A 25,687-nucleotide genomic window follows, 5' to 3' on the forward strand; every position below is an offset into this window, starting at 1 on the left:
CCCGTCGGCGCGGCACCGACCGCAGAGCTACGGGTACCTACGTATCGAATCCCGGATTGTTTCCCGGGCGCTTCCCGTCGAAGGTGTGTCCTCAACCGGCCCGGACAGGTACCGGACCGGTGGACCCCCACAGAGGAGCGAGCATGCGCGCAGGGAAGAGAAAGCTCGGAGTGACCGGCATCGGTGCCGCCGCAGCCCTGGTTCTGTCGCTGGGCGGTGGCGTCGCGATGGCGGGCGCCGCGGAGCCCGGTGCGGCGGAAGGGACCATCCGGGGCGCGGAGGCGCCGGGCGCGGTCGAGGGCCAGTACATCGTCTCGCTGAAGGGCGAGGCGGCTGCCGAGTCCTCGGTGCGCACCGCGGTCAACTCCCAGGCCAGGAACCTGGTTTCGGCACACGGCGGCGATGTGGAGAAGGTGTACTCGGCGGCGTTCCGCGGGTTCTCGGTGAGTGCCACCGAGGCGCAGGCCAAGAAGCTCGCGGCGGACCCGAACGTCGCCTACGTGGAGGCCGACGGCGTCGCCAGGATCTCCGGCACGCAGCCCAGCCCGCCCTCCTGGGGCCTGGACCGGGTGGACGGTGCGGCCGACAGCAGCTACACCTACCCCAACGAGGGAGCGGGCGTCACCGCCTACGTCCTCGACACCGGCATCGACATGACGCACCCGGACTTCGGCGGACGCGCCACCAGCGGCTACGACTTCATCGACAACGACGCCGATGCCAGCGACTGCCAGGGCCACGGCACCCACGTCGCCGGTACCGTCGGCGGCGCCTCCTTCGGTGTCGCCAAGGGCGTCAACCTGGTCTCGGTGCGTGTCCTGGACTGCGGCGGCTCGGGCCAGTGGTCGCAGGTCATCGCCGGCATCGACTGGGTCGCGCAGAACGCGAGCGGCCCCTCCATCGGCAACATGAGCCTCGGCGGCGGCGCCAACGACTCGGTCGACGCCGCGGTGCAGGGTGCGATCGACGCCGGCGTCCAGATGGCTGTAGCGGCCGGCAACAACAACTCCGACGCCTGCAGTTCGAGCCCGGCACGGGTGCCGGCGGCGGTCACCCTCGGCTCCACCGACCAGGGCGACGGCCGCTCCTCGTTCTCCAACTACGGCACCTGCGTCGACCTGTTCGCGCCCGGCGGCCAGATCAACTCCACCGCCAACGGCGGCGGTTCGCAGATCATGAGCGGTACGTCGATGGCCTCGCCGCACGCGGCGGGCGCGGGTGCGATCTACCTGTCGGCGAACCCCTCCGCCACCCCCCAGCAGGTCGCTGACGCCCTGGCGGGCAACGCCCAGTCCGGCGTGGTCGGCAACCCCGGTGCCGGTTCGCCGAACCTGCTCCTGAACGTCAGCAACCTCGGCTGACTCCCTGACGGGCGGCCCTCGACGGCCATCGAGGGCCGCCCCCTCCCGGCGAGCGGTACGGCGCGGTGCGCGCCCGACCGCGACAACCCCCCTCTCGCCACCCGCCGTTGAGCCTGCGGACTCCTCCCGCAGCACGACGACACTCGCACCGGCACCCCGTGGGCGCGCCCGGCACTCCGCCGGACGCGCCCACGGCGCGTACGCCGTACGCCGCCGCCGTCGCCAGCACCTCCGCCGCCGCCCCGACCCCGGAGACGGGTCCGGACGCGTGGCGCCCAGCGCGTTGCGCGGCTCGCGGTTCGGAGCAGGCGGCGGAGGCGGAGAGGCGGCGGAGGCCGGCCGGAGGCGCGCTCAGCGCAGACCGAGCACCATGGCGTCCAGCGGGGAGGACCAGACCGTGCGTGCCTCGCGGAAGCCGCCGTTGCGCAGCACCTCGGTGTGCCAGGAGGGAGACTGCATATGGTCGTTGCTGTGGTCGCCCAGGGCCGGATCGTTGAAGATCCGGTAGCGCTCGGCAACGACCTCCGCGAACGCGGGTTCGGCGGCAATCGACTGCCACCAGCCGATCCAGTCCTGCGCCCCCTGCTCCTTCTCGCGCTCGCGGCGCGCGCGGTCCAGGGCGTGCAGTGCCCCGTCGATCGCGGGTGTGGTCGGGTCGGGCATGTGGTCGACGTTGAGGAAGACCCCGCCCTGGCGCAGCACGCCCGCCAACCGGCCGTAGAGCACTGCCAGTTCTCCGGTCGGGAGCCAGTGCAGCGCGGTGGAGGCGAGCACCGCGTCGTACTCGTGGTGCGGCAGCGCCTCCCGCCAGTTCGGGTCGCGCAGGTCGAGCGTGAGGAACGCGGCGCGCTCCTCCTCGGCGAACGTGCCGCGCGCGAGCGTCAGCAGCGCGGGGTCGAGATCGACGCCGGTGGTCCGCGCCCCGGGGAAGCGGTCGAGGGTGCGTGCGGTGATGCTCCCCGTACCGCAGGCGAGGTCCAGCACTCTCGGCTCCCGGCCGACCAGAGCCTCGACCGTGTCGAGCATGACGCGGAAGCGTTCCTCGCGGTCGGGCAGGTAGAACTCCTGCTGGCGGTCCCAACTGCGCTGCCACGCCTGCCAGTCCGGAGGTGTGGTGGTATCGGTCATGTCTCCCCCTCGGAGATGTAATAGCCTGACACAGTGCTGAGCCCTTACTTGCCAGCGACTGTAACGCCTCTTTCGTAAGGACTACAAGTGGAGCTCACCTCTTACGCGGACTTCGCCGTACGACTGGTGAACACCGAGGACCCGCACCGGGGCACCGACGTCCTCACCACCGTCGAGACGGTCCGGGAGCTCTTCGGCGCCAGCAAACAGGCGGCCCGTCGCGCCTCGGACGCCGATGTGCCGAGACTGCGTGCGGTGCGCACCCGACTGCGCGCGGTCTTCGCCGCCGCCTCCGAGGGCGACGAGTTCCGGGCCGTCGACCTGCTCAACTCGCTGCTGATGGAGTACCCGGCCAGCCCGCAGATCGCTGGCCACGACTACCGGGACGAGCAGGGCAATCCGCGCTGGCACCTGCACCTGGCGGAGAACCCGGCCAACGCGGGCGCCGGTTACGCCGCCATCGCCTGTATGGGCCTGGCGTTCAGCCTCGCCGACCTCGGGGTGGACCGGCTCGGCATCTGCCGCTCCGAGCCGTGCCGCAACGCCTACCTGGACACCTCCACCAACCGCTCCCGCCGCTACTGCTCCGACCGCTGCGCCACCCGCGCCAACGTCGCCGCCTACCGCGCCCGCAAGCGCCGCGAGCAGGCCGACGGCTGACCGGCCCGCCACGAGCCGGCCGACCGCATCCGCCTCGCGGGCCCGGACGCCGATACGGCCCCGGTCCGCGTTGTCGCGCGTCCGACCGGGGGGACGAGGGGCGGGCGCGCGACCGCCGCGCGGCGGCACGTCCGGCACCGCCTAGGGTGGACCGTTCACCAGCAGGGTCGGACCAGACCGCGGAACCCGTACCCGAAGCCGAGCGCGACGAAAGTAGGCACCGTGACCGCGACGCTGCACAGCGAAGGCGACCAGCAGACACTGCGCTTCGAGCGCGTGTACCGCCGGCCCGCCGCCGACGTCTGGCAGACCGTGACCGACCCCGAGCTGATGGCGGCCTGGTTCCCCGCCCGTGTGGACTGTCCGGAACCCGTCGCCGGCGCACCGATGACCTTCACCTTCGAGGGCGACGACGGCCCGCCGTCCACCGGTACGGTCGACGAGGTCGTCGAGCCGTCGGTGTTCGCGTTCACCTGGGACGGCGACCGCATCCGGCTCGAACTCACCGAGGAGGGCGAGGAGAAGACGCAGCTGGTGCTCATCGCCTCCTTCGAGGGCCGCGACTGGGCCGTACGCAACGCGGCGGGCTGGCACATCTGTCTGGACCTGCTGAAGTCCACGCTCGCGGACGAGCCGCCGAAGTCCTCCGTCGGCAAGCGCCAGTCGCAGCTGCTCAAGGAGTACGAGACCCTCTTCCGCGACTCCTGACCGCCCCCGTCGGCCGGCGCGCGGGCGGCCGGTCCGCTCGGCCGGTCAGTCCGCTCGGCCGGTCAGTCCGCTCGGCCGGTCAGTCCGCTCGGCCGGCCGGCCGGCCGGGAAACCCGTCAGCCGCTCTGCACCGGCGCTCAGCCGGGAAGCGAACCCCCGTGCCGGGACTGCCAGTCGCGGTACGTGGGGCTCGCGGCGGCCACCTCCCGGTAGGCGGACGACAGTTCGCCGAAGACCTCGTCCACACGCGTGTCCGCCCGGCCGCCGGCGCGGAACGCCAGCAGCAGCCGTACGGTGAGCGGCTGGCCCGCCAGCGGACGGATGGCAACGCCGGGACGCGGGCCGGAGGTCGGCTGGCAGGGCATCACCACCTCGCCGGCAGCGACCAGGTCGGTGGCCGTCATGTAGTCGCCCAGCACGATCCGCGGATTGAGCGCGGACAGTGCGAACGCCCGGCGCAGGCCGTCCCATTCGCCGTCGGCGAGCGGCTCGACCATCCACCGCGCGTCGGCCAGCTCGGACAGCCGCACCTCGGTGCGGGCGGCGGCCGGGTGGGTCTCGGCGAGCGCGACGAACTGCGGCTCGCGCTCCACCAGCACCCACTGCTCGACTCCCGGCGGGAACGCCAGCGGGCAGCCCGCGACCTCGTGCACGAACACCGCGTCCAGCTGGTTCGAACCGACCATCCTCAGGAGCCTGTTGGCGGAGACGTCGATGTGGATGGTGGTGTCCCAGTCCGGATAGCGGCCGTGCAGCCGCCGCAGCCAGCCCGCGACCGCGCGACTGCCCGTGCTTCCGGTGCTGCCGATGCGCAGCCGCCCGCTCTTCGTCCGCAGCGCGGCGTACCGGCTCTCGGTGACCAGCGCGCTCATCTCGGCCACGATCGGCCGCGCCCTGCTCAACACGGTGCGGCCGAGCGCCGTCGGCTCGCTGCCGGTGCGCTCCCGCACGAAGAGCTGGCCGCCCAACGCCTGCTCGATACGGCGCAGTTGGGTGGTGAGCGAGGGCTGGGTCACGCCCAGATGGCGGGCGGCTTTGCGCACGCTCCCGCTGTCCGCGATGGCGCACAGTGCGCGCAGATGCCTCACCTCTAGCTCCACCGCGTGAGGATATCCACGTCGCACACCGGTCGAACAGGGGCCCCGACCTGCGCTTTGTCCACAGAACTCGATCGCCCCACGGGGGTATTGGCCAGTGCTATCGCCAAATGGCATCGTGCACAGGACCTTTGGCCTGACCGAGACTCAGTGCGACAACGTTCATCCGGTCGGCCCCGGACGCGCACCCCCACCCCGTGCGTCCTCTCGGTAGCCGGAAGAAGGGACCCCCATGAAGCGCACCAGAACCGCGATCTCGGCCGCACTCGGTCTCGGCCTCGCCGCAGCGCTCGCCGCCGTGCCGGCCACCGCCTCGGCACAGACCGCCGACGAGTCCTTCGCCGGTTACACGGCGTGGAGCCAGTCCGAGGCCAATGACGCCAACAACAAGGCGTTCTTCGAGGCCGTGATGGAGTCGGCACTCGAGAAGCACGCCGAGAACCCGAGCGCCAAGGCCGTCACCGTCACCTACGACGCCAGCCAGGCGCCGACCTTCGCCGGCGAGATAGCCCGCAGCACCCAGATCTGGAACGCCTCCGTCAGCAACGTCCAGCTGACCGAGGGCGGCAACGCCGACTTCGAGTACCGCGAGGGCAACGACCCGCGCGGCTCGTACGCCTACACCGACGGCAAGGGCAGCGGCTACATCTTCCTGGACTACGCCCAGAACCAGCAGTACGACTCCACTCGCGTCACCACCCACGAGACCGGCCACGTCCTCGGCCTGCCGGACAACTACTCCGGCCCGTGCAGCGAGCTGATGTCCGGTGGCGGCCCGGGCACGTCCTGCACCAACGCGCAGCCGGACCAGAACGAGATCAACCGCACCAACCAGCACTGGGCGAACGGCGTCTCCGCCTTCGCCAAGAAGTTCGACGTCAAGTTCCGCTGAGGCGGGGGCCGTTCGGCCCTCCCGACCCTGCGCCGGCCGGGCCCGTCCACCCACGTGGTGGACGGGCCCGGCCCGTGGGCACGTGGCGGAAAACCGGTGTCCCGGGAGGGACCGGCGGTGCGAGGGTGGCAGACCGAGACCGTCACCAGCCGCGAGGAACACCGCCCGTGAATCCGTTGCCGCCCGCCACCGACTCCATGACCCTGCTGGCTGCGGCGGTGATCGTGCACGACCGGGCGCGCGACCGGCTGGTACTCCTTCAGCGCGGACCGAACGCCAATTTCGCCAGGGGCAGTTGGGACCTGCCGGTCGGCAAGTGCGACCCCGGCGAGTCCGTTGCCGCCGCGGCCGTGCGGGAGTTGCGCGAGGAGACCGGGCTGCTGGTGCGCGAGGAGGACCTCGCGCTGGTGCACGTCGTGCACGGCGCACACGGCGCGGAGTCGCCGAACGGATATCTGACCGTCGTCTTCGCGGCCGACCGCTGGAGCGGCGAGCCGGTGAACGCCGAGCCCGCCAAGCACTCCCGGGTGTGCTGGGTGCCGTTCGAGGAGGTGCCCGAGGACGCCGTGGCACCGACGTTCGAGGCTACCCGGCTCTACCGCGCGGGCGAGCGCCGGCTGCTGCTGACCGGCTGGCGCTGACCCGGCGCCGCACCCGCGAAGCGGCACACCGCAGAACGGGCGGCCCCGGCCCGGACGCCCCGAGCCTCTCGCGCTCCGCGCGGGCGAGGACGGGCTCGGGCGCGGGTACGGGCGCGGACGGTCGCGAGTACGGGCGCGGACGGTCGCAGGCTCGGTCGCTCGCGGGGTACGGGCGCGGACGCTCGCAGGCTCGGTCGCCGTACGGCGACGACCGGGCCGTCGGTCAGGCAGGCGCCGCGGCCAGCCGCCACAGCGAGGTGACCTCGGCGCCGCGCGCCGCAGCGAGCGGATCGCCCTCGTCCCGCGCCTTCGGGTGGCGGGGCCTGGCGTCCAGCCGGTCCAGCACCTCCAGCCCCGACTGCTCGAAGAGGCCAAGCAACTCCTCGCGGCTGCGCAGCTCCAGGTGCTCGGCCAGGTCGGAGAGAATCAGCCACCCCTCGCCGTCCGGCAGGAGCGCGCCGCGCAGTCCGGACAGGAAGCCTCGCAGCATCCGGCTGCCCGGGTCGTACACCGCGTGCTCGATCGGCGAGGTCGGTTTCGCCGGCACCCACGGCGGATTGCACACGACCAGCGGGGCCCGCCCGTCCGGGTAGAGGTCGGCCTCCCGCACCTCCACCCGGTCCGCGGCGCCCAGCCGTTCGACGTTCTCCCGCGCGCACTCCCGCGCCCGCGGGTCCAGTTCGGTCGCGACGACGCGCCGGACCCCGCGACGGGCGAGCACCACCGCCAGCACCCCGGTGCCGGTGCCCAGATCCAGGGCGAGGGAGCGGTCGGCGGGCAGCGGCGCCCGTGCGACCAGATCGACGTACTCGCCCCGCATCGGGGAGAAGACGCCGTGGTACGGGTGGATGCGGTCGCCGCCGAGCGCCGGCACCTCCACTCCCTTGCGCCGCCACTCCCATCCGCCGACGGCACCGAGCAACTCCCGCAGCGCCACGGCGTATCCGGCCGGCTCGCCGTCCCCACCCACCTGCGGCAGCGGTCCGTACGCGTGCGCGCAGGCCTCCCGCACATCGGGCGCGCGGCGCAGCGGGACACTGTGGTCGGACTCCAGCGGCACCAGCAGCATGCCGAGCAGCCGCGCACGGCGGCCCTGGGACCGGCGGTGCAGATGGAAGGTCTCCCGGGCGCTCTCGCCCGTCCCGGCGGGGCTGCGGTCGGCCCTGCGGCCCAGCGCCGTGAGCAGTTGCCGCGCCCCGTGGAAGTCGCCGCGCCACAGCAGCGCCGTCCCCTCGCAGACCAGCTTGAACGCGGCGTCCGCACGCAGCAAGTCGTCCACCTCCACGACCCGGCGCGGTGCGGGGGCGGCGCTGAGCGAGAGCAGTCGGGGACGGGCCTCCGGCGGCAGATCGGCCGGGTCGGGGGGCGGGGCGGAGGGTGCGGGCATGAGCAGGACTGTACGGGCCGCGGCTCGCCCCGGCGCACACGGGCGGCCTCACGCACCGTGGTCGCGGGGCGGCCGTCGGGGGCGCGCGCACCGTCCGCGGCCCGGCGCCCGCGCGTCCGGATCGTCGGACTCCCTCCCAAGTGCGGTGGGCAGTACTGCCGTTCGGGTGGAGGCAACGGCGGCAAAGTGGGTACACAGGAGTTATGGCGACACCGATTACAGCGAGCAAACTCCTGACGGCACTTCGCGACGAGGGCGTCACCGTCGTCGAGGTCGGCGACTGGCGCACGCACAACCGCAACCACGTGGGCGCGTGGGGCGGGGTCAACGGCGTGATGATCCACCACACCGTCACCAAGGGCTCCGCCCGTACCGTGCAGATCTGCCGGGACGGCTACTCGTCCCTGCCGGGGCCGCTGTGCCACGGCGTGATCACCAAGGACGGCAGAGTCCATCTCGTCGGCCACGGGCGCGCGAACCACGCGGGTCTGGGGGACAGCGACGTGATGGCCGCGGTCGTCGCCGAGAAGCGCCCGCCGGCCCCCACGAAGCACGACATCGACGGCAACGCCCGCTTCTACGGGTTCGAGTGCGAGAACCTCGGCGACGGCAAGGACCCGTGGCCCGACGCCCAGTTGGAGGCGATCGAGCGTGCCGCGGCGGCGATCTGCCGCCACCACGGCTGGAACGAGATGTCGGTCATCGGCCACCTCCAGTGGACCAACCAGAAGGTCGACCCCCGCGGTTTCACCATGGACTCCATGCGCGACCGCATCCGCAAGCGGCTCTCCTGACCCCGGCCCCCACCGGGGCCGACCGACACCCGGCCACAGAGCCGGGCCCGACACCGAACACCGGCACCGAGCACCGGGCCCGGGGCCGAGCACCGGAACTCCGAGTCCCTGGCGCCGGGTCCGAGTGCGGGACTCCTGGTCCGAGCGCCGGATCCGCCACAATCGGGCCATGCTTCCGCAGCTCCACGCCCTCGACCCCCGACTCCCGTCTCCGCTCCAGGAGGTGCGGGACGAGCGGTTCGACGGGCGCGGGCTGCGGTTGCTGCTCAAGCGGGACGATCTGATCCACCCCGAGCTGAGCGGCAACAAATGGCGCAAACTCGCGCCCAATCTCCGTACCGCGCTCACCGAGCGGCGCTCGGCGCTCCTCACCTTCGGCGGCGCGTACTCCAACCACCTGCGCGCCACCGCCGCCGCCGGTCGGCTCCTCGGGCTGCCCACCATCGGCGTGGTGCGCGGCCAGGAGCTCGCCGACCGCCCGCTCAATCCGGTGCTCGCCCGCTGCCGGGAGCACGGCATGCGGCTGCACTTCGTCACCCGGGCCGAGTACCGGGACCGTGCCACACCCGAACTCACCGCCCGGCTGCGGGGGTTGTTCGGTCGGGACGTACTCGTCGTACCCGAGGGCGGCAGCAACGCGGCGGCCGTGCACGGCTGCACCGCGCTCGGTGCGGAGCTGCGCGGACAGGCCGACCTCGCCGCGGTGGCCTGCGGAACCGGCGGCACCCTCGCGGGTATGGCCGCCACCGGACCCCCCTCGCTCGGTTTCCCGGTCCTCAGGGGCGATTTCCTGACCTCGGAGGTGTCCGGCCTCCAGCAGGCCGCGTTCGGCGCTCCACGCGGCGACTGGCGCCTCGTGGAGGGCTTCCACTGCGGCGGGTACGCCCGGACGACGCCCGAACTCCTCGCGTACGCCGAGGACTTCGAGCAGCGGCACGGCATCGCGCTGGAGCGGGTCTATGTCGCCAAGATGCTTCTCGGCCTCACCGCGCTCGCCGAGGCGGGCCGCTTCGCCCCGGGCACCGCACTCGCCGCCGTCGTCACCGGCGCCCCGCCGCCCGAACCGCCTGCACCGCCCGAACCGCCGTCGCGCTGACAGCTGCGCCCGCGCCGCGTCGTCCGCCGCCGTGCCCGCCCGCAGGGCCGGCTCCCGCTTCCTGTAGTCGACGGCATGATCCGCGCCGCCGTCCCCACCGACGTCCCCGCCCTGCTCGCCATGGTCCGCGAGCTGGCGGAGTACGAGCGCGCCGCCGAGCACGCGCTGGCCACCGTGCAGCAGCTGCACGACGCCCTCTTCGGCCCGCACCCCGCAGTCTTCGCCCTGATCGCCGAGGAGCCTGCGGTCGACTCGGCCACCGAACCGGGCACCGAACCGGAGGCTGTCGGATTCGCCCTCTGGTTCCGGAACTTCTCCACCTGGACCGGCACCCACGGCGTCTCTCTGGAGGACCTCTACGTGCGTCCGCACGCGCGGGGCGGCGGCCACGGACGGGCACTGCTCGCCGCGCTCGCGCAAATCTGCGAGGCGCACGGCTATGAGCGCTTCGAGTGGTGGGTACTTGACTGGAACGAGCCCTCGATCGGTTTCTACACGTCGCTCGGCGCGGAGCCGATGGACGAGTGGACCGTCTTCCGGCTCAGCGGCGCCCCGCTGCGGGCGCTGGCGGCGCGCAGCACGTACGACGGCGGGGGCGCGGGCGGCACCCACCGCGGGAGTTGAGTGCGGCGGCGTCGATCAACCGGTGTCGGGAAGAGCGTACGAGCGGCGAACGCGCCTCGGGTGACCTTCACGGAACCCCCATGAGGGCGGCAAAGCCGCAACGCAGGGTAATCCACCGGGAATTGGTCCCTCCACCCCCCTAGCCACGCACTGTATATATGTGTTTACTATGGGTGACGTTCACGGTATGGGGTGAGCTGCTTCCATCTGGGCGACAGCATGCCGTGGATCGCGATAGCGTCGCAGCTGAACCAGCTGCCTCGGCTCGCAGCCGGCCTCCCGCACGGGGTTGCCGGGTGATCGCGCCCGGGCGGCTCCGCCAGTGTGTGCCACCTTGGAGGTGAGGGTGTCCCAGATCGCAGGTGGGGAGGAGGACTTCGTCGAGGTCCGCCTGCCCGCGGAGGGTGCCTATCTTTCGGTGCTGCGGACGGCCACGGCCGGTCTGGCAGCTCGGTTGGACTTCACCCTCGACGAGATCGAGGATCTACGCATCGCGGTCGACGAGGCGTGCGCGATCCTCCTCCAGCAAGCCGTTACAGGGAGCGTCCTCAGCTGTGTCTTCAAGCTCGTCGGAGACTCACTCAGAGTGACGGTCTCTGCTCCCACGACGGACGGTCGCGCCCCCGAGCGCGACACCTTCGCCTGGACGGTGCTCTCCGCACTGGCCGGCGAAGTGGACTCGGCTGTGGCCGAGGACCGTACGGTCAGCATCAGCCTGCACAAGAAGCGCGGCGCTGCCCCAGGGGCATCGTGACAAATGCCAAGGGGCCAGCACCGGACGAGGGGGCCGGTATGAACGACCTGGAGCATGACTCGGCTGTCGGCCGCCACGAGATGGCCGCCGATCCGGCGATCCCGGAGCAGGCCAGGCCGCACCCGGCCGAACCGAGTCAGCGAGCCGAGCAGCCGGAGCGGGCAGAAACGATGGACCAGGACCAGCACCCCACGGACGGCCGCGGCAGCCCGAACGGCCGGTCCGGTCATGAGGGTCGGCACCCCGTCGACCCTCATGACCGCAGCGGTGCGCGGGCGCTCTTCATCGAGCTGCGCGTGCTGCCCGACGGGTCGCCCGAGCGCGCCGAGCTGCGCAACCGTCTGGTCCGGATGCATCTCCCGCTGGTCGAGCACCTCGCCCGCCGCTTCCGCAACCGCGGCGAGCCGCTCGACGACCTGACCCAGGTGGCCACCATCGGCCTGATCAAGTCGGTGGACCGCTTCGACCCCGATCGCGGTGTCGAGTTCTCCACCTACGCGACACCGACCGTCGTGGGTGAGATCAAGCGGCACTTCCGCGACAAGGGCTGGGCGGTGCGGGTCCCCCGCCGGCTCCAGGAGCTGCGCCTGTCGCTCTCCACCGCCACGGCCGAGCTCTCCCAGCAGCACGGCCGGGCCCCCACCGTGCACGAGTTGGCACAACGGCTCTCCATCAGCGACGAGGACGTACTCGAAGGGCTGGAGTCCGCGAACGCGTACAGCACCCTCTCGCTGGACGTCCCGGACACCGACGACGAGTCGCCGGCAGTCGCCGACACCCTCGGCTCCGAGGACGTCGCGCTGGAGGGCGTGGAGTACCGGGAGTCGCTCAAGCCGCTGCTGGAGCAGCTCCCGCCGCGCGAGAAGAAGATCCTGCTGCTGCGCTTCTTCGGGAACATGACGCAGTCGCAGATCGCCCAGGAGGTCGGCATCTCCCAGATGCACGTCTCCCGGCTGCTCGCCCGCACGCTCGCCCAGCTGCGCGACCGGTTGCTCGTGGAGGAGTAACCACCACGGGCCTCGCAGGACCGATCCTGCAGGGCCCGTACCGGTCGTACACGGGCACCCGCCGGAGGACCGCCGCGCGAGCGGGCACGGTGCCGCCGAGGCGTGTCGTGGGCACAACGGCGTGCCCACCCGCAGCGACCCAACAGGCCGCCGCCGAGCCGATGTTCACCCCTCGGCTTCTCCGGCGCCCGGCCACAGCGAACGGCCACTCCCGCACCGCAGTCCCTCCCGCGCACGGCTCAGCGCGGCGTACGCGCGGCCCGACGCATGGGCCTCCCCGCGACCCGCAGCACGGGCGTACGCGCGGCCCGACGCACCCGGCTCAGCCCGCGTCCGCGGGCCCCGGCTCGGACCGGAGCACGGCGTGCGTCTTCGGGTGGAAGAGGCACACCAGCGCGGCAACGGCCACCACTGCGGTCGCCATCCCCGCCACGTACAGCACTCCCTCGCTGCCTGCCATCTGCCAGCCGACCGGAAGCGCGAGCAGCTGCAGGAAGATCGCGGGCCCGCGGCTCCACTTGCTCAGCACCCACAGCCCGCGCGCGGTGCCCAGCGGCAGCAGCGCGAGCACCAGCAGCGTGATCGCCCCGGTCACGGCCTGGGTGACGCTGTCCGGCTCGGAACCCGCGAGCAGCATCACCAGCGTCTGGAGCCCGACGCCGGCGAGCGCCAGACCCTCGATCGCGACCAGGACGGCGGCGACGATCACCCGGGTCGGTCGGATCGGCCCCGGCTCGGCGGGTTCGGCGGGCGCGGGGGCGGCGGCTTCCTTACTCACCCGGCCAGCGTAGCCCGACGGCCGAACCCCTCCCCCGCCCGCGCCGGCCGATCCACCGCTGCCGGTCCACCCCCGGGTCGGGAGCGGCCTCCCACGGTCGGGCTGGGAGGCTCCCCGCGCAGGTGGGTACCCTGCACCTCATGCGTGCGCTCCTTGTGGTCAACCCGAAAGCCACCACCACCAGTACGCGGACCCGCGACGTGCTCACCCACGCGCTCGCCAGCGACCTCAAGCTGGAGGTCGCCACCACCGAGCACCGCGGCCACGCCCGCGACCTCGCCCGCCGCGCGGCCGACGGGGGACAGATCGAGCTGGTGATCGCCCTCGGTGGCGACGGCACGGTCAACGAGATCGTCAACGGCCTTCTGCACGAGGGGCCCGACCCCGACCGCCTGCCCGGCATCGCCGTCGTGCCCGGCGGCTCGACGAACGTCTTTGCCCGCGCCCTCGGGATGCCCAACGACGTGGTGGAGGCTACGGGCGCTCTGCTGGACGCGATAGCCGAGCGGCGCTCGCGCACGATCGGCCTCGGCCTGGCGACCGGGACCCCGGACACCGCGGACGCGGAGGTGCCGGGCCGCTGGTTCACCTTCTGCGCCGGATTCGGGTTCGACGCCGGAGTGGTCGGCCGGGTCGAACAGCAACGGGAACGCGGCAAGCGCTCCACCCACGCGCTCTACATCCGTCAGGCGCTGCGCCAGTTCGCCGGCGAGCCGCATCGCCGCCGCGGCACGATCACGCTCTCGCAGCCCGGCGAGGAGCCGGTGGACGAGCTCGCGATGTCGATAGTCTGCAACGCCTCCCCCTGGACCTACCTGGGCAATCGTCCGGTGTACGCGGCCCCGCGGGCCTCCTTCGACACCGCTCTGGACGTGCTCGGTCTGACCAGTATGTCCACCGCCGCGGTGACGCGTTACGGCACTCAACTACTGCTTTCCTCGCCCGAGCGGGGCCCTCGCGGCAAGCACGCGGTCACCCGTCACGACCTGACCGACTTCACCTTGGAATCGCAGGCACCTTTGCCCTTTCAGATGGACGGCGACCACCTGGGACTGCGAAGCAGCGTTACCTTCACAGGCGTACGCCGCGCACTGCGTGTGATTGTGTAAGTAGAAGCACCCAAAGTCCTTCTACTCGAACGTTTAGGCCATGCTCCACCCACTAGAAGTACGGCTGTGAGCGAGGCGACACCAAGGAATCAAAAAAAGATTGCCGGAAGGGCTTGTATCCCACGCCGAGGTTTGCGAGTCTCTTCATGGCGATCGGGACAGCCCCTCACCGGGCCCCTTGAGAGCCACAACCCCCCTTACCAACACCTGGGACCCGCGTCACATTCGACTGCGGGACCTTCCGTTGTTGGGGGATTCGTGAAAGCGTTCACATTCACAAGCACACGTTACTTACCGCAATACGTAGGAGATGGAGCAGCCATGGACTGGCGTCACCGCGCCGTTTGCCGCGAGGAAGACCCCGAGCTCTTCTTCCCCATCGGCAACACCGGTCCTGCGCTGTTGCAGATCGAGGAAGCCAAGGCCGTCTGCCGCCGCTGCCCCGTCATGGAGCAGTGCCTGCAGTGGGCCCTGGAGTCCGGTCAGGACTCCGGTGTCTGGGGTGGCCTCAGCGAGGACGAGCGCCGCGCGATGAAGCGCCGCGCCGCCCGCAACCGGGCTCGTAAGGCAACTGCCTGACGCCCACCGCCCCCTTCGCGCCGCTGCCCCCCGAGCCGCAGCAACGCAGTGCCAGGGTGAAGAACAACGCCCGACACACTCACGCGAGTTGAGCCCCGTCGTGAATTTCACGACGGGGCTCTGCCGCGTTCCGACGCCCTTTCACCGGGTGATCACCGTTTCTCCCGCGAGTGCGCGGAAACGTCACTTCCCGCGAGTGCGAAGCGGGACGGGGATCAACGTTTCTCCGAGGTGAGCGGAATGTCGAAAGTGACGCGAGTACCGCCGTCCTCCCCCGGCGCCATGGTGAACAGCCCGCCCAACTCCCCCTCCACCAGCGTGCGGACGATCTGAAGCCCCAGACTGCTGGTGCGTTCCAGGTCGAAACCCTCCGGCAGCCCCTTGCCGTTGTCCTGCACCGTGACGATCAGCCGCGGATGCGAGGAACGCCCGGAGTGCGCGGAGTGCGCCGCGGACGAGGACGCACCGCGCACCGCACCCACCTCGACGGCGCCCTGCTCCCCGGGGCCGAAACCGTGCTCCAGGGCGTTCTGGAGCACCTCGGTCAGCACCATGGACAGCGGGGTGGCGACCTCCGCGTCCAGAATGCCGAAGCTGCCGCTGCGCCGCCCCTCCACCCTGCCGGGCGAGATCTCCGCGACCATCGCCAGCACCCGGTCGGCGATGGCGTCGAACTCCACGCGCTCGTCGAGGTTCTGGGACAGCGTCTCGTGCACGATGGCGATGGAGCCGACGCGCCGTACGGCCTCCTCCAGGGCCTCGCGTCCGCGCTGCGAGTCGATCCGCCTGGCCTGGAGGCGCAGCAGCGCAGCGACGGTCTGGAGGTTGTTCTTGACCCGGTGGTGGATCTCCCGGATGGTGGCGTCCTTGGTGAGCAACTCGCGTTCGCGCCGGCGCAGTTCCGTCACATCGCGCAGCAGTACGAGCGAACCGATGCGGTTGCCCTTGGGGTTGAGCGGGATCGTGCGCAGCTGGATCACACACTCGTTCCCCTCGATCTCCGTCTCGCGGGGTGCCCAGCCGCTCGCAAGCTTGACCAGCGACTCGTCCACCGGGCCGCGCACCGGAGCGAGTTGAGCGGTGGTGCGGCCCAGGTGGAGGCCGACCAGATCGGCCGCGAGGCCCAACCGGTGGTACGCGGAGAGGGCGTTGGGGCTGGCGTACTGGACCAGTCCGTCGGCGTCGAGGCGGATCAGTCCGTCGCCCACCCGGGGCGAGACATCCGTGTCGGCCTGCTGGTCGACGAACGGGAACGCCCCCGCGGCGATCATCTGCGCCAGGTCGGAAGCGCTCTGGAGATAGGTGAGTTCGAGCCGGCTGGGGGTGCGCACGGTCAGCAGGTTGGTGTTGCGCGCGATGACACCGAGGACCCGGCCGGCCCGGCGCACCGGAATGGACTCGACCCGCACCGGCACCTCCTCCCGCCACTCCGGGTCGCCCTCGCGGACGATCCGGCCCCCGTCGAGCGCGGAGTCCAGCAGCGGCCTGCGACCGCGCGGCACCAGATGGCCGATCATGTCGTCCTGGTGGGAGGTCGGGCCCGTGTTGGGACGCATCTGCGCGACCGACACGTACCGGGTGCCGTCGCTGGTCGGCACCCAGAGCACGAGGTCGGCGAAGGAGAGGTCCGAGAGCAACTGCCACTCGGAGACCAGCAGATGGAGCCAGTCGAGGTCGGCCTCGCCGAGGGCGGTGTGCTGCCGTACGAGATCGTTCATGGAGGGCACACGGACGAGCGTAGTCGCTGCCGTCGCCGAGCCCCGTACCGCCCGCCCTCGAGCCCGGTACGCCGCTACGGGCGCTGCGGACGCGGCGAGCCACGTACGGACCCGTGCGACACGTACGGACGGGCCGGCGGCACGCGCGGGCGCGGTGGGAGCGGCGTCGGGGTCGGGTGTCCTGCCCCGGGGCTCCCGTTCGGCTTCCGAAGCGGCGGGCCGTCGGACCGGGACGCCGGGACGGGCCGCAGGAGGAACCGGCGCGGGCGGCGCGGGCACGCGCCGGATCGGGCCCGGAACGCACTTCGGGCCGCGGCGCCTGAACGGGACCCTCAGCCCGTCCGGCACCGCAGCCCGGAGCGATCGGAGATCTCGGCACCGTCAGGGCAGAAAGTGACCGCGATCTCGTTCCGCCCTCCTGTGCGGGGAGAGCGGAAGGGCTGTGCGTGCCCACGATTGTGGACTAGACCAGGCTTGTCTGTCCATGCTCTGAACAGACTCTCGCCACAAGCCTTCAATACGTGTCACGGCGCACCGCGTACGGGGCTCAACTCCCTTCTGCGGTACCGGCGATGACCTCCGCGGCGGCACGGGCGCAGACCCGGGCAGCGCCGTGTGTGGCGAGGTGGAGGGCGCCGGTCGGCGGCGCCTGCGGCACCCCCATCTCCACCACCACGGTGTCCGGCTCGGCCGCGACGACGGCTGCCAGCACCTCGGCCATCCACGCGTGCCGGTGCACGTCCCGTACGACCCCGACGATGGTGCGCCCGCCCGCCTCGGCGAGCACCCGGGTGGCCAGCGCCTCGGTGCCCTCCGCCTCGGCGTGCTCGCGACGGTAGTCGGCGGTGGTGGTGCCCGGCAGGAGCGGCTCCAGCTCGTTGGCCAGGCCCCACGGCGTCTCGTGGCCGACGGCGATGTTGCGCATCGGCGTGAAGGCGGCCACGTGCAGCTCGGAGTCACCGCTGCGGGCACCGGTGACGTGCAGGGCGCGACGGGCGGCGGCCAGGCCGACGTCGGCCCGTACCGGCCGCTGCGCCGCGGCACCGGCGTGCGCGGACGTCCACTCCGCCAGGGCGCGCACCCGGCCGGCCGCCTCGGCGAGGCGCTCCTCGGGAAGCTCGCCGCTGTGCACGGCGGCGACCAGCGCGTCGCGCAGTCGCAGCACGGTGGCCTCGTCCGACAGCCCGCCGCCGACGCAGATCGCGTCGGCGCCCGCGGCGATGGCGAGCACGGTGCCGTGTTCGACGCCGTGGTGGTCGGCGATGGCCTTCATCTCCACCGCGTCGGTGACGATCAGCCCGTCGAAGCCCAGGCCGCCCTCGGTGATCGGCGCGCGGAGCAGCCCGGTGAGCGCGGAGGGGCTGAGAGTGGCGGGCAGCGTCTCGTCCAGGGCGGGCAGCAGGATGTGCGCGCTCATCATCACCTTGGTACCGGCGGCCACGGCCGCGCGGAAGGGGACGAGTTCGCGGGCGTGCAGCGTCTCCAGGTCGGCGTCGATGCGGGGCAGCGCGTGGTGGGAGTCGACGGAGGTGTCTCCGTGTCCGGGGAAGTGCTTGGTGCTGGCGGCGACTCCGACGGACTGGAGGCCCTCGATGTAGGCGATGGTGTGCCGGGCGACCAGCTCCGGGTCCGCGCCGAAGGAGCGCACTCCGATGACGGGGTTGCCCGGGTTGGAGTTGACGTCCGCGGACGGCGCCCAGTTGAGGTTGACGCCGCACTCGGCGAGCCGGCGGCCGAGCTCGGCCGCGACGTCGCGGGTGAGGTCGGGATCGTCGACGGTGCCCAGTGCGAGGTTCCCCGGGAAGGAGGAGCCGGTGTGCGCCTCCAGCCGTGTGACGTCCCCGCCCTCCTCGTCGATGGCCACCAGCACCTCGGGCCGTACCGCCCTCAACTGGGCCGTGAGCTCGGCGAGTTGGGCGGAAGACTCGATGTTGCGGGCGAACAGGCCGACCGCGGTGAGCCCCTCGTCCAGACAGCGCAGCAGCCACTGGGGGGCCGTGGTCCCGACGAAGCCGGGCTGGAGCACCGCCAGCGCGTTCCTGGTGAGTGTGGACTGGGAGGAGGTGAGGGTGGTCATCGGTCGAGCTATCCCTTCACTGCGCCGGAGGTGAGACCCGCGGCCATCTTCTTCTGAACGATCATGAAGAAGATGACGACGGGCACGGCGACGATCACAGAGCCGGCCATCAGCCCGCCGTAGTCGGTGCCGCGGTCGGTGGTGAAGTTCATCAGCCACACGTTCAGCGTGTACTTGTCGTTGTCCTGCATGATGACGTACGCGAACAGGTACTCGTTCCAGGCGGTGATCAGCGAGAAGATCGAGGCCGCCGCGATGCCCGGCGCGAGCAGCGGGAACATCACCTTCCAGAACGCCTGCATCCGGGAGCAGCCGTCCACCATCGCGGACTCCTCCAGCTCCTTCGGCACGTTGATCACGAAGCCGCGGATCATCCAGATGCTGAACGGCAGCACCGAGACCAGGTAGACGACGATGACGCCCCAGTACTCGTTGAGCGCGCCCATGGAGTTCAGCTGTACGTAGATGGGGATCAGCATCGCGGTCGGCGGCAGCACCTGCACCACGATCAGGACCATCATGAACGCCTTGCGGCCCACGAAGTTGAAGCGGCCGATGGCGAAGGCGGCGATCGTGCCGAGCACCATCGCGCCGAGCACGGCGGTGACGCAGATGATGAGGCTGGACTGGATCGCCGTCCAGAAGAACCGCGTCTCGGTGGCACGTACGAAGTTGTCGAAGGTGATCGAGGTCGGGAAGAGCGACTGGTCGTAGCTGCGGATCTCGCTGTTGGGACGGAAGGCGCTGAGGACGAGCCAGTAGACCGGGAAGGCCATGACGACGAAGGCGACCAGCCCGAAGATGTTGAAGCCGATGCGGTTCGGCCTGCGTTCGGCCCGGTACCTGCGGGGCGCCGGCTTCTTCGGCGGGGTCTGCGCCCCTTCGGTGTCCGCGCCCTCGGAGGTGCGCGCGGTCGTGGTGGTGCTCACTCGACTTCTCCCGTCTTGAGCAGCTGACGCAGGTAGTACGCGGCGACGCCGGACAGCAGCAGCACGGTGATGAGGGCGATGGCGGTGCCCTGGCTGAAGGAGGAGCTGGTGAACGCCTTCTGGAAGGAGTAGATCCCCAGCAGCTCGTACTCGGGCTCCGGCTTGTTGCCCCGCATCAGGAAGACCTGGCCGAAGATGTTGAAGTCCCAGATCACCGAGAGGGTCGCGACCATCTGGAAGACGGGCTTGATCACCGGGAAGACCACGTGGTGGAAGACGCCCCAGGAGTTGGCGCCGTCCAGCTTGGCGGCCTCCTCCAGCTCCTTGGGCACCTGGGTCAGGGCCGCGTAGAGGGTGATGACGACGAAGGGGATCGCGCCCCAGATCACCACCGCCCCGATGATGGTGAAGCCCTGCCAGGGGTTGAGGAACCAGTTGTGGCCCTGGAAGTCCAGCCCCGGGATCCTGCTCAGCGTGCTGTTGATGACGCCGTAGTCGGAGTCGGACAGCCAGCGGAAGACCGAGGTCGCCACCAGCAGCGGCATCGACCAGGCGGCGATCAGTGCGCCGGTGAGCAGCAGCCGCACCCAGGGGGACATGCGCTGCATCGACATGGCGATGAGGAGACCCAGCGACATGGTGAGGCTGACGCAGACGACCATGAACAGGACGGTCTTGAACGTCACGGACCAGAAGTGGGAGTCGCCCAGGATCGTGCTGAACTGCTCGAAGCCGACCCACGGCGGTGAGTCGCCGGTCCACAGCTCCCGGCGGCCCATGTCCTGGAAGGACATGATCACGGTCTGGACGAGCGGCCAGGCGAAGATCGCGGCGATGGCCACGATCGCGGGGCCGATCAGCAGATACGGCAGCAGCGCCCCGCCCGTGCGGGCGGTGGCTCTGCCGCCGCCCTTGGGCCGGCCGGACTTCCGTCCGGTGGGCGGTGGGGGTTCGCTGTCGGCCGGTGGTGCGGCGGCTTCGGTGTCAGCGGCGGTCACTGTACGGCCTTCCGTTCGATCAGTTCACCACAAGCGCGGTACGGGCGGCGGCGGTTGAACCGCACGCCGGCCGACCGCGTGGGGTACGCGCCGCGGACTCGGGTGCGGTTCCGGCCCGCGGCGCGTACGTATGGGGGGGAGGCTCAGGCTTCGGTGTTGATCAGTTCGTTGATCTTGGCGTCGGCCTTCTTGGTCGCCGACTCCACCGAACCGCCGCGCACGATCTCCAGCAGCATGTTCTCCAGCACCAGTTGCTTCTCCACTGCCGTCCAGCCGGGGGCGATGGGGGTGAACCAGGCGTCCGGCACCGCGTTGGCGATCGGCGCGGTCTTCGGGTCCTTCTGGAGCGGTTCGAGCTGCTTGGTGTTGTTCGGCAGGATGTTCTTGGCCGAGAGCACCTTCATGGACTTCTCACTGGTGAAGAGGGAGATCCACTCCTCGCCGAGGTCCTTGACGTTGGACTTCTCGATCACCGCGAGGTCGGAACCGCCGATGAAGGAGGGCAGCGGCTTGCCGTTGGGGCCGGGCATTCCCGCGATGCCGACCTTGCCCTCCATCTTCGGGTTGCCGCTCTCGCCCTTGACCACGGACTCGGCCTCCCAGCCGTTGCCGTAGATCACGGCGGCCTTGCCGTTGGCCATCACGTTGGCGTGGTCCTGCTCGTCCTTGGTCTTGTCGGCGTTGTTCCAGTCCTTGACCAGGTCGACGTAGTGCTGGATGCCCTTGCGCGCCTCGGGCTTGCTGAGGCTGCCCTTCCACTCCTTGGCGCCCTCGTCGAACTCGGCGATCTGGCCGCCGTACCCGGCGACGTAGGACATCGCGGCGTACCAGTACTTGCCCGGCAGGTAGAGGGCGGAGAATGCCCTGTCGGAGCCGTACTCCTGCTCGACCTTCTTCAGGGCCTTCTTCAGGTCGTCCTCGGTCTCCGGGAGTTCCTTGGAGCCGGTGGACTTCTCGAACATCTCGGTGTTCATCACCGCGACCCGGGCGCCCGCGTAGTAGGGCACGCAGTACATCTGGCCCTCGAAGGTGCAGGTGTCCTTCAGCCCCTGGATCCAGGTGTCGCTGTTGTCGTACTTCTTCTCGTCGATCTCGGCCAGCGCGCCGTTGAGTATGTAGGTCATCGTCTCGGTGTTGCCGAGCTCGACGACGTCGGGGAACTTGCTGCCGCCGAGCGCGGTGTCCAGCTTCTTGGCCTTGTCGCCCCACTGCTGGAACTGCACCTTGACGTTGACCTTGGGGTACTTCTTCTTGAACTGCGCGTTGACGTCCTTGACCAGCTCGGGCCAGGTGCTCTCCGCGTCGTTCATCAGCCAGACCGTGAGCGTGTCGTCCCGGTCCGCGGGGTCTTTCGACGAATTGTCGCTGCCTGAACCACCGCAGGCCGCGAGCGTGGCGAGCATCGCCATGGAACCAATGGTCGCTGTGAGCTTCCGCCGCACGTCACACCCTCCTCAAGGATGTCGGATGGCCCCTCCCTACCGGACGGTCAACGCACTGGCACCGCGGGGAACTTGGGGCGCTGGCCCCAAATGGTCTGGACCAGTGCCCGCACTCTGGCCTAGACCTTTAAGGGTGTCAAGAGTGCCGGTGAGTGGCTCCGATGTCCGTTACGGGAACGACACCAACGCGACCCGGGCAGCCAACTCCCCCGGGCGGGCACCGACTTGCGCTCCGCCCTCGCGGCCCCGTGCGAGCGGCCCGACCCGCTGCCGCCGCCGACCCGCGCCGCACGGAGCGATCCCGGGAAACTCGCGTATCCCCTGGCCACACGCAGGCTGGAGCTCTTTAATGGTTTAGACCAGAATGGTGGCCCGTCGGCGGCCCCGGGGGGCCTGGGGAAGACCCGGGCGGTCACCGAGGTGTATAAGAAGGGGCGACCCGCCCGCCCGCGCCGGGCCTCCCTTGCCCGGAGCCGCTCCGGCACCGGGCGACCGCGCCCGCGCCGGGCACGGTGGAGGACTCGCCGCACAGGGGCAACGGACGGCGTCGCAACTGGCGGCCGGGCAGGGAAGTCGGAGGATGCGGTGACCGCAGCAGCACAGCAGGGGCCGAACGGACGCGTACGGGCCGGCGAGGACGGCGTGGGCCGCGCCCCGGCGGAGGCCGGTGCCGCAGGCCGTACGGCCCGGGTGCCGAAGTACTACCGTCTCAAGCGGCATCTGCTGGAGATGACCGAGACGCTGCCGCCCGGCACCCCGGTACCGCCCGAACGCACCCTGGCCACCGAGTTCGACACCTCCCGCACCACCGTGCGCCAGGCGCTCCAGGAGCTGGTCGTCGAGGGCCGGTTGGAACGCATTCAGGGCAAGGGCACCTTCGTCGCCAAGCCCAAGGTCTCCCAGGCGCTCCAACTCACCTCCTACACCGAGGACATGCGCGCCCAGGGCCTGGAGCCCACCTCGCAGCTGCTCGACATCGGCTACGTCACGGCCGACGACCGGCTTGCCGGGTTCCTCGACATCGACACCGGCGGCCGGGTGCTGCGCATCGAACGCCTGCGGCTGGCCAGCGGCGAACCGATGGCGATCGAGATCACCCACCTCTCCCAGCGCCGCTTCCCCGCTCTGCGGCGGAGCCTGGTGAAGTACGCCTCGCTCTACACCGCCCTCGCGGAGGTGTACGACACTCAGCTCGCGGAGGCCGAGGAGACCATCGAGACCTCGCTCGCCACGCCGCGGGAGGCGGGCCTGCTCGGCACCGACGTCGGGCTGCCGATGCTGCTGCTCTCCCGGCACTCCTTCGACAAGGAGGGCAAGCCGGTGGAGTGGGTGCGCTCGGTCTACCGCGGCGACCGGTACAAGTTCGTGGCCCGGCTCAGGCGGCCGGACCGGTAGCGGCGGCGCCCGGGAAGGTGTGGCGACCGGTTCGCCGCGCCGACGGCACGCGGCCGACGGCGCGCCGTGACGCCGCCGTTCGGCGCACATCGCGACCGCTCGGCTCCCACTCGACGGACGGCCTGGTGACGATCGGCGCGCTCTGCCTTAGATTTCCTGCGCGTTCGACTGAGGAGTCACCCCCGGAGTCGCAGGAAACGGAGTCGTCACCATGTCAGAACCGCCGCAGCACCACCCGACGAGCGCCAGTCCTCCGGTGGCCGGCTCAGTCCGAGGTCGATCGTCGTGTGGACCCTGGTCGCCATCGCCGGTGCCGTCGGATGGGCGATGCTCGCCCTCGCGCGCGGCGAGGAGGTGTCGGCGACCTGGATGGTGGTCGCCGCCCTCGGCACGTACGCCATCGGCTACCGCTTCTACTCGCGCTTCCTGGCCCACCGGGTCCTGAAGGTCGACAAGAACCGCGCCACCCCCGCCGAACGCCTCAACAACGGCGTCGACTTCCATCCCACCGACCGCCGGGTGCTCTTCGGGCACCACTTTGCGGCGGTGGCCGGCGCCGGGCCGCTGGTCGGCCCCGTGCTCGCGGCGCAGATGGGCTATCTGCCCGGCACGATCTGGATCGTGGTCGGCGTGATCTTCGCCGGCGCCGTGCAGGACATGGTCACGCTCTTCTTCTCCACGCGGCGCGACGGGCGTTCGCTGGGACAGATGGCCAGGGACGAGGTCGGCCCGGTCGGTGGAGCGGCGGCGCTGATCGCGGTCTTCGCCATCATGATCATCCTGCTCGCGGTGCTGGCGATGGTCATCGTCAACGCGCTCGCCGAGTCTCCGTGGGGCGTCTTCTCGATCGCGATGACCATCCCGATCGCGCTCTTCATGGGCTTCTACCTGCGGGTGCTGCGGCCCGGCCGGGTCACCGAGGTGTCGGTGATCGGCGTGATGCTGCTGCTGTTGGCGATCGTCTCCGGCGGCTGGGTGGCCGAGTCCTCCTGGGCGGAGACCTTCACGCTCTCGCCGGGCGCGCTGGTCGTGTGGATGGTGATCTACGGCTTCGTGGCCTCGGTGTTGCCGGTCTGGATGCTGCTGGCGCCGCGCGACTACCTGTCGACCTTCATGAAGGTCGGCACCATCGCGCTGCTGGCGATCGGTGTCATCGTCGCGATGCCGTCGCTGAAGATGCCCGCGGTCACCGAGTTCGCCTCGCGCGGTGACGGACCGGTGTTCGCCGGCTCGCTCTTCCCCTTCGTCTTCATCACCATCGCCTGCGGTGCGCTCTCCGGTTTCCACTCGCTGGTCGCCTCGGGCACGACGCCGAAGATGATCCAGAAGGAGACCCAGGTCCGGATGGTCGGGTACGGCGCCATGCTGACCGAGTCCTTCGTGGCCATCATGGCGATGGTCGCCGCCTGCATCATCGACCCCGGTCTCTTCTTCGCGATCAACGCGCCCGCCGGGGCCATCGGGGACACCGTCCAGTCCGCCTCGGAGGCGGTGGCGAACTTCGGGTTCACCATCTCCCCGCAGGATCTGACAGCCGCGGCCGAGGCGGTGGAGGAGGACAGCCTGCTCTCGCGCACCGGCGGCGCACCGACGTTCGCGCTGGGAATGTCGGAGATCTTCTCCGCCGTGATCGGCGGCGCAGGGATGAAGGCGTTCTGGTACCACTTCGCGATCATGTTCGAGGCGCTGTTCATCCTCACCACCGTGGATGCCGGCACCAGGGTCGGCCGGTTCATGCTCCAGGACATGCTGGGCAACGTCTACAAGCCGTTCCGCGAGGTCAGTTGGAAGCCCGGAGTGTGGATCGCCAGTGCGGTCGTGGTCGGCGGCTGGGGCTACTTCCTCTGGGCCGGAGTGCACGATCCGCTCGGCGGCATCAACCAGCTCTTCCCGCTCTTCGGTATCGCCAACCAGCTGCTGGCCGCCGTCGCGCTCGCGGTGTGCACCACGCTGCTGGTCAAGTCCGGGCGGCTCAAATGGGCCTGGGTCACCGCGGTTCCGCTGGCCTGGGACGTGGCGGTCACCCTCACTGCGAGCTGGCAGAAGATCTTCTCCGGAGACACCGCGGTGGGCTTCTTCGCCCAGCGACAGGTGTATGCGGACGCGATCGACGCGGGCAAGGTCATCGCGCCGGCCAAGGACATGGACGACATGCACACGGTCGTGCTCAACTCGACCGTGAACGGCGTACTGGCGGCCTTCTTCGCACTGCTGGTGATCGTGATCCTGGTGGACGCCGGACGCGTCTGCTACCGCGCGATCCGGTACCCGGAGCAGGTCGTGCTGCACGAGGCGAAGTTCGAGCAGTCCAGGATCGTCGCGCCGGCCGGGTTCTTCCCGACGGCGGAGGAGAAGGCCGAGCTCGCCGAGGCTTCCCGGTCCGATCGCGGTCACCCGGCCACCGGCGCACGGTGACCCAGCCATCGGGCCGGCTGAACGCCGCCGGTTCGCAGTCCTGTCGTCGGCGGGGGCGAACGGCCCCCGCCGACGCGGGAGTCCACCAGGAAGCACGA

At 70.8% G+C, this 25,687-nt stretch carries 23 protein-coding genes; 14 read left to right on the forward strand and 9 right to left on the reverse strand.

What is annotated here, in order from left to right; genetic code table 11:
* Positions 1-143 precede the first annotated feature (143 nt).
* Positions 144-1,361 carry a S8 family peptidase gene (locus tag JGS22_RS02145; protein WP_211041871.1) on the forward strand — a complete coding sequence of 406 codons (1,218 nt, stop codon included), beginning with the start codon at positions 144-146 and terminating at the stop codon, positions 1,359-1,361.
* Positions 1,362-1,712: 351 nt separating this feature from the next.
* Here the strand turns inward: JGS22_RS02145 and JGS22_RS02150 are convergent, their stop codons facing one another.
* Positions 1,713-2,489: a class I SAM-dependent methyltransferase gene (locus JGS22_RS02150; protein WP_211041870.1), complete on the reverse strand. Its 777-nt coding sequence runs from the start codon at positions 2,487-2,489 to the stop codon at positions 1,713-1,715.
* A gap of 87 nt (positions 2,490-2,576) precedes the next feature.
* Here JGS22_RS02150 and JGS22_RS02155 point away from each other — a divergent pair, with 87 nt between their 5' ends.
* Entirely contained in the window at positions 2,577-3,149 is a 573-nt protein-coding gene (locus JGS22_RS02155; RefSeq protein ID WP_211041869.1) for a CGNR zinc finger domain-containing protein, read from the forward strand.
* A gap of 222 nt (positions 3,150-3,371) precedes the next feature.
* Positions 3,372-3,857, forward strand: a complete 486-nt coding sequence (locus JGS22_RS02160) for an SRPBCC family protein (protein WP_211041868.1) — start codon at positions 3,372-3,374, stop codon at positions 3,855-3,857.
* 137 nt (positions 3,858-3,994) lie between these two features.
* Here JGS22_RS02160 and JGS22_RS02165 read toward each other — a convergent pair whose 3' ends face one another.
* Positions 3,995-4,957, reverse strand: a complete 963-nt coding sequence (locus tag JGS22_RS02165; RefSeq protein ID WP_308405472.1) for a LysR family transcriptional regulator — start codon at positions 4,955-4,957, stop codon at positions 3,995-3,997.
* Between the two features lie 229 nt (positions 4,958-5,186).
* Between JGS22_RS02165 and snpA the strand changes: the two genes are divergently transcribed.
* Together snpA and JGS22_RS02175 are read left to right on the forward strand one after the other, a co-directional pair.
* A complete protein-coding gene (gene snpA / locus JGS22_RS02170; RefSeq protein ID WP_211041866.1) occupies positions 5,187-5,846 on the forward strand; it encodes a snapalysin in 660 nt (219 codons plus the stop codon).
* Between the two features lie 167 nt (positions 5,847-6,013).
* Positions 6,014-6,487, forward strand: coding sequence for an NUDIX domain-containing protein (locus tag JGS22_RS02175; RefSeq protein ID WP_372454180.1), 474 nt, complete (start codon positions 6,014-6,016; stop codon positions 6,485-6,487).
* A 223-nt stretch (positions 6,488-6,710) separates the two neighbouring features.
* Here the strand turns inward: JGS22_RS02175 and JGS22_RS02180 are convergent, their stop codons facing one another.
* Entirely contained in the window at positions 6,711-7,874 is a 1,164-nt protein-coding gene (locus JGS22_RS02180) for a methyltransferase (protein WP_216814808.1), read from the reverse strand.
* Positions 7,875-8,077: 203 nt separating this feature from the next.
* Here JGS22_RS02180 and JGS22_RS02185 point away from each other — a divergent pair, with 203 nt between their 5' ends.
* The 5 genes from JGS22_RS02185 to JGS22_RS02205 all read left to right on the forward strand — a co-directional run bounded on the left by JGS22_RS02185 (position 8,078) and on the right by JGS22_RS02205 (position 12,149).
* Positions 8,078-8,668, forward strand: coding sequence for a peptidoglycan recognition protein family protein (locus JGS22_RS02185; RefSeq protein ID WP_211039013.1), 591 nt, complete (start codon positions 8,078-8,080; stop codon positions 8,666-8,668).
* Positions 8,669-8,837: 169 nt separating this feature from the next.
* Entirely contained in the window at positions 8,838-9,764 is a 927-nt protein-coding gene (locus tag JGS22_RS02190) for a 1-aminocyclopropane-1-carboxylate deaminase/D-cysteine desulfhydrase (RefSeq protein WP_211039014.1), read from the forward strand.
* A gap of 75 nt (positions 9,765-9,839) precedes the next feature.
* Positions 9,840-10,388, forward strand: a complete 549-nt coding sequence (locus tag JGS22_RS02195; protein ID WP_211039015.1) for a GNAT family N-acetyltransferase — start codon at positions 9,840-9,842, stop codon at positions 10,386-10,388.
* A gap of 346 nt (positions 10,389-10,734) precedes the next feature.
* Complete coding sequence (locus tag JGS22_RS02200) at positions 10,735-11,142, forward strand: ATP-binding protein (RefSeq protein WP_211039016.1); 408 nt, start codon at positions 10,735-10,737, stop codon at positions 11,140-11,142.
* Positions 11,143-11,180: 38 nt separating this feature from the next.
* Positions 11,181-12,149, forward strand: a complete 969-nt coding sequence (locus JGS22_RS02205; protein ID WP_372454182.1) for an RNA polymerase sigma factor SigF — start codon at positions 11,181-11,183, stop codon at positions 12,147-12,149.
* 322 nt (positions 12,150-12,471) lie between these two features.
* Here JGS22_RS02205 and JGS22_RS02210 read toward each other — a convergent pair whose 3' ends face one another.
* Entirely contained in the window at positions 12,472-12,927 is a 456-nt protein-coding gene (locus tag JGS22_RS02210) for a hypothetical protein (protein ID WP_211039017.1), read from the reverse strand.
* A 140-nt stretch (positions 12,928-13,067) separates the two neighbouring features.
* On the opposite strand from JGS22_RS02210, the gene JGS22_RS02215 reads away from it, so the two are divergent.
* The gene (locus JGS22_RS02215; protein WP_211039018.1) at positions 13,068-14,036 is read left to right on the forward strand and encodes a diacylglycerol/lipid kinase family protein; all 969 of its coding nucleotides are present in this window, start codon (positions 13,068-13,070) and stop codon (positions 14,034-14,036) included.
* Between the two features lie 321 nt (positions 14,037-14,357).
* The gene (locus tag JGS22_RS02220; RefSeq protein ID WP_211039019.1) at positions 14,358-14,615 is read left to right on the forward strand and encodes a WhiB family transcriptional regulator; all 258 of its coding nucleotides are present in this window, start codon (positions 14,358-14,360) and stop codon (positions 14,613-14,615) included.
* Between the two features lie 215 nt (positions 14,616-14,830).
* On the opposite strand, the gene JGS22_RS02225 is transcribed toward JGS22_RS02220, so the two are convergent.
* The 5 genes from JGS22_RS02225 to JGS22_RS02245 all read right to left on the reverse strand — a co-directional run bounded on the left by JGS22_RS02225 (position 14,831) and on the right by JGS22_RS02245 (position 21,779).
* Entirely contained in the window at positions 14,831-16,333 is a 1,503-nt protein-coding gene (locus tag JGS22_RS02225) for a PAS domain-containing sensor histidine kinase (RefSeq protein ID WP_211039051.1), read from the reverse strand.
* A 547-nt stretch (positions 16,334-16,880) separates the two neighbouring features.
* Positions 16,881-18,410 carry a glycoside hydrolase family 3 protein gene (locus JGS22_RS02230; RefSeq protein ID WP_211039020.1) on the reverse strand — a complete coding sequence of 510 codons (1,530 nt, stop codon included), beginning with the start codon at positions 18,408-18,410 and terminating at the stop codon, positions 16,881-16,883.
* An 8-nt stretch (positions 18,411-18,418) separates the two neighbouring features.
* Positions 18,419-19,225: a carbohydrate ABC transporter permease gene (locus tag JGS22_RS02235; RefSeq protein WP_308405788.1), complete on the reverse strand. Its 807-nt coding sequence runs from the start codon at positions 19,223-19,225 to the stop codon at positions 18,419-18,421.
* A gap of 110 nt (positions 19,226-19,335) precedes the next feature.
* Positions 19,336-20,337, reverse strand: a complete 1,002-nt coding sequence (locus tag JGS22_RS02240; RefSeq protein WP_211039022.1) for a carbohydrate ABC transporter permease — start codon at positions 20,335-20,337, stop codon at positions 19,336-19,338.
* Positions 20,338-20,480: 143 nt separating this feature from the next.
* Entirely contained in the window at positions 20,481-21,779 is a 1,299-nt protein-coding gene (locus JGS22_RS02245) for a sugar ABC transporter substrate-binding protein (RefSeq protein ID WP_211039023.1), read from the reverse strand.
* Between the two features lie 642 nt (positions 21,780-22,421).
* Between JGS22_RS02245 and JGS22_RS02250 the strand changes: the two genes are divergently transcribed.
* Both JGS22_RS02250 and JGS22_RS02255 read left to right on the forward strand, forming a co-directional pair.
* On the forward strand, positions 22,422-23,174 hold the full coding sequence (locus JGS22_RS02250) for a GntR family transcriptional regulator (protein WP_211039052.1): 753 nt from the start codon (positions 22,422-22,424) through the stop codon (positions 23,172-23,174).
* Positions 23,175-23,501: 327 nt separating this feature from the next.
* On the forward strand, positions 23,502-25,589 hold the full coding sequence (locus tag JGS22_RS02255) for a carbon starvation CstA family protein (RefSeq protein ID WP_211039053.1): 2,088 nt from the start codon (positions 23,502-23,504) through the stop codon (positions 25,587-25,589).
* Positions 25,590-25,687 lie beyond the last annotated feature (98 nt).

The sequence above is a fragment of the Streptomyces tardus genome, assembly GCF_018101125.2.
Taxonomy (GTDB): domain Bacteria; phylum Actinomycetota; class Actinomycetes; order Streptomycetales; family Streptomycetaceae; genus Streptomyces; species Streptomyces tardus.